This window comes from Maritimibacter harenae, assembly GCF_009882975.1.
In the GTDB taxonomy this organism is placed as follows: domain Bacteria; phylum Pseudomonadota; class Alphaproteobacteria; order Rhodobacterales; family Rhodobacteraceae; genus Maritimibacter; species Maritimibacter harenae.
Genome location: NZ_WTUX01000042.1, coordinates 1 through 287, shown reverse-complemented (window position 1 = coordinate 287; position 287 = coordinate 1). Strand labels below are relative to the sequence as shown.

The 287-nt window shown below is 61.0% G+C and carries 1 protein-coding gene; it reads right to left on the bottom strand.

What is annotated here, in order from left to right; all coding sequences use genetic code 11:
* A partial coding sequence (locus GQE99_RS20245) for a 2Fe-2S iron-sulfur cluster-binding protein (protein WP_161353777.1) occupies positions 1 to 287 on the bottom strand: 287 nt, incomplete at both ends.

Here is a 287-nt window from a genome sequence, read left to right as displayed (position 1 = left end):
GCGCGCGACACGCAGATCATGATGTTGTCGGACTTCTCCTCGTCCATGAGCACCATGTCGCGATGGTCGACCTCGCCCGAGAGCAAGCGCGTCTTGCACGTGCCGCAAGTGCCGCTTTCGCACGAACTCACTGTTGCCACGCCCGCATCACGCAGCGCCTCGAGAATCGACCGATCCTCAGGAACCGTGACGCGCTTACCGGACTTTTCGAGCACAACGTCAAATGCCTTGTCGTCTTCGCGCACCACGTCGACCGGCTTGAAGTCTTCGAAGTTCACGCGCCCCTC